The sequence below is a fragment of the Deltaproteobacteria bacterium genome (assembly GCA_009930495.1).
GTDB lineage: Bacteria > Desulfobacterota > Desulfovibrionia > Desulfovibrionales > Desulfomicrobiaceae > Desulfomicrobium.
Map to the genome: position 1 here is coordinate 1 of RZYB01000161.1, position 5,931 is coordinate 5,931.

General features: G+C 62.5%; 7 protein-coding genes and 1 tRNA gene. 5 read left to right on the forward strand and 3 right to left on the reverse strand.

The features are described from left to right. A partial coding sequence (locus EOL86_11445) for a transporter substrate-binding domain-containing protein (GenBank protein NCD26188.1) occupies positions 1–1,030 on the reverse strand: 1,030 nt, incomplete at its 3' end. A 195-nt stretch (positions 1,031–1,225) separates the two neighbouring features. Here EOL86_11445 and EOL86_11450 point away from each other — a divergent pair. The 3 genes from EOL86_11450 to EOL86_11460 all read left to right on the forward strand — a co-directional run bounded on the left by EOL86_11450 (position 1,226) and on the right by EOL86_11460 (position 2,967). Continuing rightward, positions 1,226–1,301: transfer RNA gene (locus tag EOL86_11450), tRNA-Val, on the forward strand. A gap of 55 nt (positions 1,302–1,356) precedes the next feature. Continuing rightward, a complete protein-coding gene (locus EOL86_11455) occupies positions 1,357–2,211 on the forward strand; it encodes a hypothetical protein (protein NCD26189.1) in 855 nt (284 codons plus the stop codon). Positions 2,212–2,232: 21 nt separating this feature from the next. Beyond that, positions 2,233–2,967: an NYN domain-containing protein gene (locus tag EOL86_11460; protein ID NCD26190.1), complete on the forward strand. Its 735-nt coding sequence runs from the start codon at positions 2,233–2,235 to the stop codon at positions 2,965–2,967. 95 nt (positions 2,968–3,062) lie between these two features. Here the strand turns inward: EOL86_11460 and EOL86_11465 are convergent, their stop codons facing one another. Next, entirely contained in the window at positions 3,063–4,013 is a 951-nt protein-coding gene (locus tag EOL86_11465; protein ID NCD26191.1) for a cobalamin biosynthesis protein, read from the reverse strand. 42 nt (positions 4,014–4,055) lie between these two features. Then, positions 4,056–4,523: a tRNA (cytidine(34)-2'-O)-methyltransferase gene (locus EOL86_11470; protein NCD26192.1), complete on the reverse strand. Its 468-nt coding sequence runs from the start codon at positions 4,521–4,523 to the stop codon at positions 4,056–4,058. A 104-nt stretch (positions 4,524–4,627) separates the two neighbouring features. On the opposite strand from EOL86_11470, the gene rfbB reads away from it, so the two are divergent. Both rfbB and EOL86_11480 read left to right on the forward strand, forming a co-directional pair. Beyond that, the gene (gene rfbB / locus EOL86_11475) at positions 4,628–5,653 is read left to right on the forward strand and encodes a dTDP-glucose 4,6-dehydratase (GenBank protein ID NCD26193.1); all 1,026 of its coding nucleotides are present in this window, start codon (positions 4,628–4,630) and stop codon (positions 5,651–5,653) included. Continuing rightward, the coding region (locus EOL86_11480) for an NAD-dependent epimerase/dehydratase family protein (protein NCD26194.1) at positions 5,650–5,931 on the forward strand (282 nt) is incomplete at its 3' end. The genes rfbB and EOL86_11480, both read left to right, overlap by 4 nt.

Here is a 5,931-nt window from a genome sequence, read left to right on the forward strand (position 1 = left end):
AAAACATGGCGCCCGTGGGAATGTTCCAGTCCCACAGCCCATCGCTGGAGGCTTCGAAGGCCATGTTCAACCGCTCGACTTTTTCCCGCAGCGTGGCCTCCGTCCGACCCAGCTGCGCCCGTTTCTCGTCCAGTCTGCGTCCAAGCAGCCAGCTCATGCCGGCCAGGGACAGGATCAGGGCCAGCACGAACACCACCGCGAAACGCAGGGCCATGCGCATTTCCGGGCTCATCGTGTTTTCGTGCAGGGAAATCCACTTCCTTTCGATATCGATGAGCTCTGCCTGCGGGATATCGGCCATGGCCTTCTGCATCGCGCTGAAGAGCAGCGGATATTTTCTGCTCACGGCGAAACTCTGGGAATAAGCCAGGGGCGTGGTCCCGGAAACCTTGAGGTTGGGGAGCTTTTCCCTGTCGATATGAAACGCGGCCACGGCCAGGTTCTCGACCATGGCATCGACCACGCCAAAGGAAACGGCGCGCAGCCCCTCCTGAACGTTTTTCACCAAAACCAGGCGCAATCGGTCGCCGTATTCGCGACGCACGAAATCCTCGGACACGAAGCCCCGCACCACGGCCACGCGATGGCCCGCCAAGTCCTCGAGGCTGAAAAATGCATCATTGCCCTGGGTGGCGATGATCACGGCCGGGATGGTAATATACGGGGCACTGAAAAAAGCGAACCGGACCCGGTCCTTCGTCTCGACGATAGCCGGGGCAATGGCCGACTCGCCATTTTCGAGGGAGAGCAGCTGCCGGTCCCAATCCAAGGAGGGAATCTTGTGGAAGGCAACGCCGAGGCGGTCCTCGATCAGGCCCATGACGTCCGCGCCCATTCCGGCGAACGTGTTCTCGGCGGATAAAAACTCAATCGGAGGGTAATTCTGGTCAAACCACAGAACCAACTTGTCGGGATTGGCGTCCAGCCACGCCCGTTCCTCCGCGCTGAGTCGCACGGCGGCATGGGTGCCCACGGCCCACAGACAAAAAATCACGACAAGACAGATCAGTCTCGAAGCACGCATGTCCATCTCCAGCGACGCCTGCGCTATCGGCCCGGCAAAACCCCAAAAACGCCAAAAACCTCATGATTTTTCAGCATTTCCGATAGATACCAGCACGTAACCTCGCTGTCGAGACGAAAATCAATCGCAGGCGTGACATCCAATTTCCCACACAAATTCTTGACAGGATGCAAAACTCGGGGCTAAAGGCTCCTTCACTTCGGGCGATTAACTCAGTGGTGAGAGTGCCATCTTCACACGGTGGAAGTCACAGGTTCAAATCCCGTATCGCCCACCACGAACGCAAAACCCTTCCAGGCAGCCGCCCGGAAGGGTTTTCTTTTGAGGTTTCCATGACAGCAGCCATCTCCGACGACTACGAGCTCCTGGACAGCGGCCACGGCCAAAAACTGGAGCGCTTCGGCCCCATCATCCTGGCCCGGCCCTGCGCTCAGGCCGTATGGTCGCCGCGCCGACCCGAACTCTGGGACAGCGCCAATGCCTCCTTCGACCGCAAGGATGGCCTGAACTGGCATGGCCGCGACGCCCTACCCCCGGAATGGGTCGTAACGTTGCGCGGCGTGCGCATGCGCCTCTCGACCACGGATTTCGGACACCTGGGCGTGTTCCCCGAAACCCTGGACCTGTGGTCCTGGATCGCGGACGCCGTGCGCCGGGCAGCACGGGATCGACCGGAAGCGCCCCGCTTTCTCAACCTCTTCGCCTATTCCGGCGGCGCGACCCTGGCCGCGGCCCAGGCCGGAGCGCGGTGCTGCCACCTGGACGCGTCCAAGGGCATGATCGAGTGGGCGCGAGGCAACGCGGCCCTGAGCGGTCTGGACAACGCCGGCATCCGCTTCATCGTCGATGACGTCGGCGCCTTCCTACGACGGGAAGCGCGGCGAGGACGCAAATACGACTGCGTGCTCCTGGACCCGCCGTCCTTTGGCCGGGGCAAACGCGGCGAGCTCTACAAAATCGAAAAAAACGTCCAGGACACCCTGGATCTGGTCCGGCAAATTTTAAGCGAAACACCGCTCTTCGTCGTCCTGACCTCGCACACGCCGGGCTTCTCGCCCATTGTCCTTAAAAATCTGCTCGCCCAGACGTTCGACGCGGGCACCCTGGACTGCGGAGAAATGCTGCTCCGCAGCGGACCTGATGTGCTCGATCTGCCCAGCGGCAACTGGGCGAGATGGGAAGCGTAAATTCAACACAGAGAGGGCATCATGGCACAACCCACGGATCCCAACGCATCCCTGACCGTCCTCATCGACGCGGACAACGCCAATCCGGCCATCGTGGACGGGCTTCTGGCCGAAGTCGCCAAACTTGGCGTGGCCAGCGTCAAACGCATCTACGGCGATTGGACCACGCCCAATCTTGGTCCGTGGAAGCAGGCCCTGCTCGAACATTCCATCCAGCCGATCCAGCAATTCCGCTACACAACGGGTAAAAACGCCACGGACAGCGCCATGATCATCGACGCCATGGATCTGCTCTACACCGGTCATTTCGCGGGTTTCTGCCTTGTTTCCAGCGACAGCGATTTCACCCGTCTGGCCGCGCGCATCCGGGAATCGGGCTGCCGGGTTTACGGATTCGGAGAGATGAAAACACCCCGGCCCTTTGTCGCGGCCTGCGACCGCTTCATCTACACCGAAGTGTTTTCTCAAAAAGCCGAAGGCCCGCAAACCGCGACCCTGACGCCACGCCCGGCCAAGGAATTGCGGTGCGACACGACCCTGATCAACCTCATCCGCTCATCCATCGAAGCCTGTTCGGATGAAAACGGCTGGGCCCACCTTGGCCCGGTGGGCGGTCTCATGCTCAAAACCGCCAACGATTTCGATCCGCGCACCTACGGATTCACCAAACTGAGCGAACTGATCACGGCCATTGGCCTGTTTGAAATCGACCGGCGGGAAACACGGGTTTATGTTCGCGATGCCAGAAAAAAATAATCCGCGGGAGGGCGGACGCGCCCCGGTCCGAAAAAATTTTCCGCCCCACGCCAACGCCGGCCGCGCCGACGCAATCTGACGCATATTTTTCGTTTTTACGCACCCAATCGCCACCACGCCAGCCAGCTGCCCACAACCACCAAAAAAACCGCCGCCAACCCCGCCGCGAGCAGCAACACCCGGCGCAGAGCCCGAATCGCGTCCCCGCTCCAAGGCTTGTCCGGCCCAAGCCGGGGCTTGTCCTTGATTGCTCCGAAATAGCGGGTCGGTCCGCCCATGCCGGCCCGCGTCGCATGCGCGGCGGCAGCCATGGGCCAACCGGCGTTGGGGCTGTCCATGGTCCTGGCCTCGCGGGCAATGCGGCCCAGCGACGATGGCCGCAGCATGAGCCACCCGGCCAGCCAGATGCACACAGCCGCCAGTCGGGCAGGAATCCAGGCCAAAACGTCATCAAGCCGGGCCCCGACCTTGCCGACCCGCTCGAATCGCTCGGTGCGATAGCCCCACATGGAATCGGCCGTGCTCACCGCCTTGTAGGCCCACAGCGCGGCCGGCCCGAACAGGGCCAGCCAGAAAAGCGGCGCCACGAAGCCGTCGTTGAAATTCTCGGCCAGGGTTTCGCCCAGGGCGCGGTAGGCCTCGCCCTCGTCCATGTCGGGCGCGTCCCGGCTGACCAAGCCGGCCAGATGGACGCGGGCCGCCGGCAGATCCCCCGCGTCGAGCAGGGCCAGCACGGCGCGGGTCTCACGCAGCAGACAGCCCCAGGCCAAGCCGGCATAACCCAGATACAGGGCCAACAGTTCGCCGATAAGCGGCAATCCGGTCAAAAACAGGACGGCAGCGAAGCACAACCCGGCCAAACCGACCACGACCAGTCCGCCGCCCACGATTGGCCCCAACCAGCACCGCCGCGCCCAACCTTCCAATTGGGCCAGGGCCCGACCGATAAGCCGGACAGGGTGGGGCCAATCATGGGGATCGCCGAAAAGCAGGTCCAGACCCACGCATCCGAACAAAAACACGAACACGGCCAGATTGACGGGCATGGCATAGAACGCGTCGAGCATGGGGATCTCCGCGATTGGTGGTTATTCGGCGACCTCGCGCCGATCCAGCTCACCGGTCTGGCGGTAGGCTTCGTAGAGAAGCACGGCGGCGGCATTGGCCAGATTGACGCTGCGGACCTGACCCCAGATAGGCAGCCTCGCCACGTGTTCAGCCTGATCCAGAACCTCGGCAGGCAGGCCACGGGTTTCCGGACCGAGCACGATGAGGTCGTCGGGCCGGAAGACAAAACGGTGGTAGCTCAACCCGCGCCGGGCGCTGGTACAGATCAAGCGGCCCGTTGGGCGGGAGTCCAGAAAGGCGGTCCAACTCGGCCAAATCTTCTTGTCCACATGCGGCCAGTAGTCCAGGCCGGCCCGCTTCAGATAGCGGTCCTCCAGGCTGAAGCCCAGGGGCTCGATCAAGTTGAGGCGGGTCGTGGTCGCGGCGCAGAGCCGGGCGATGGTGCCGGTATTGGGCGGAATCTCGGGTTCATAGAGGACTATTTGCATATCCGTGTCTCTTTGCGTATTTTTTGGCCCGCCCGAATCCGGCGCGCCAGGGTACACGCCCCATTGGCCGCCAAACCCGATTCCGTCAAGAACAGGAGTTTTCCATGCATCTGCTCGTCACCGGGGGCTGCGGCTTCATCGGTTCCAATTTCATCCACTATATGCTGGGCGCCCACGCCGACATGGTCATCGTCAACCTGGACAAGCTCACCTACGCGGGCAACCGTCGCAACCTGGCCGAAGTGGAGGCCGCGCACCTGGATCGCCGCTACCATTTCGTGCACGGCGACATCTGCGACCAAACCCTGGTCCCGGAACTGATGCAGCGCTTCCGCTTCGACGCGGTCGTCCATTTCGCGGCCGAATCCCATGTCGATCGGTCCATCAGCGACCCGTTCCCGTTCATCACCACCAACGTCATGGGCACCCAGAACCTGCTGGAAGCAGCCCGTCGGGCGGAAATCCCCCGCTTCGTGCATGTGTCCACGGATGAAGTCTACGGCACCCTCGGAGCCACCGGCCAGTTCACCGAGGACACGCCCCTGGCGCCCAATTCACCCTACTCGGCGTCCAAGGCCTCCTCGGACCTGTTGGCCCGGGCCTATTTCCACACCTATGGCATGCCGGTCATGATCACCCGCTGTTCCAATAATTACGGCCCGTACCAATTCCCGGAAAAACTCATACCGCTGACATATCTCAGGGCCTCGCGCGGGGAAGCCATTCCGGTCTACGGCGACGGCCAAAACGTCCGGGACTGGATCTTTGTCCTGGATCACTGCAAGGGCGTGGAGGCCACGCTGTTCAAGGGGCAACCCGGCGCCGTCTACAACTTCGGCGGCGACGCCGAGCGCGCCAATCTGGATGTTGTCAAAACAATCCTCCGCCTGACCGGAAAAAACGAGGATCTCATCACCTTCGTCACCGACCGCCCCGGCCACGACCGCCGTTACGCCATGGCCTTTGCCCGCTCCACACGGGATCTGGGTTGGACACCGCGGGTAACCTTTGAAGACGGCATGGCCCAGACCCTGGCCTGGTACCAAGCCAACGGAACCTGGCTTGACGAGGTCCAGAGCGGAGCCTATCGCCAGTTCATGGACGCATGGTACGCCGAGAGGCACGCATGAACGCCGTTGTGCTGGGCGGAAAAACCGGCCTGCTCGGGCAGGCCCTAAGCTCGGTCCTGGCCAGCCGGGGCTGGACCGTGCATGCCCCCGGCCGCGCAAACCTGGACCTTTTCGACCTGCCGGCGGTGGAAGCCTATATCACCGATACCCGCGCCGATGTCGTTTTCAACACCGTGGCCTACACCAAGGTCGATCAGGCCGAGGACGAACCGGCCGAGGCCGCCCGCCTGAACCGCCAACTGCCGCTCATCCTGGGCAAGGCAGCCCTGGCCACGGGA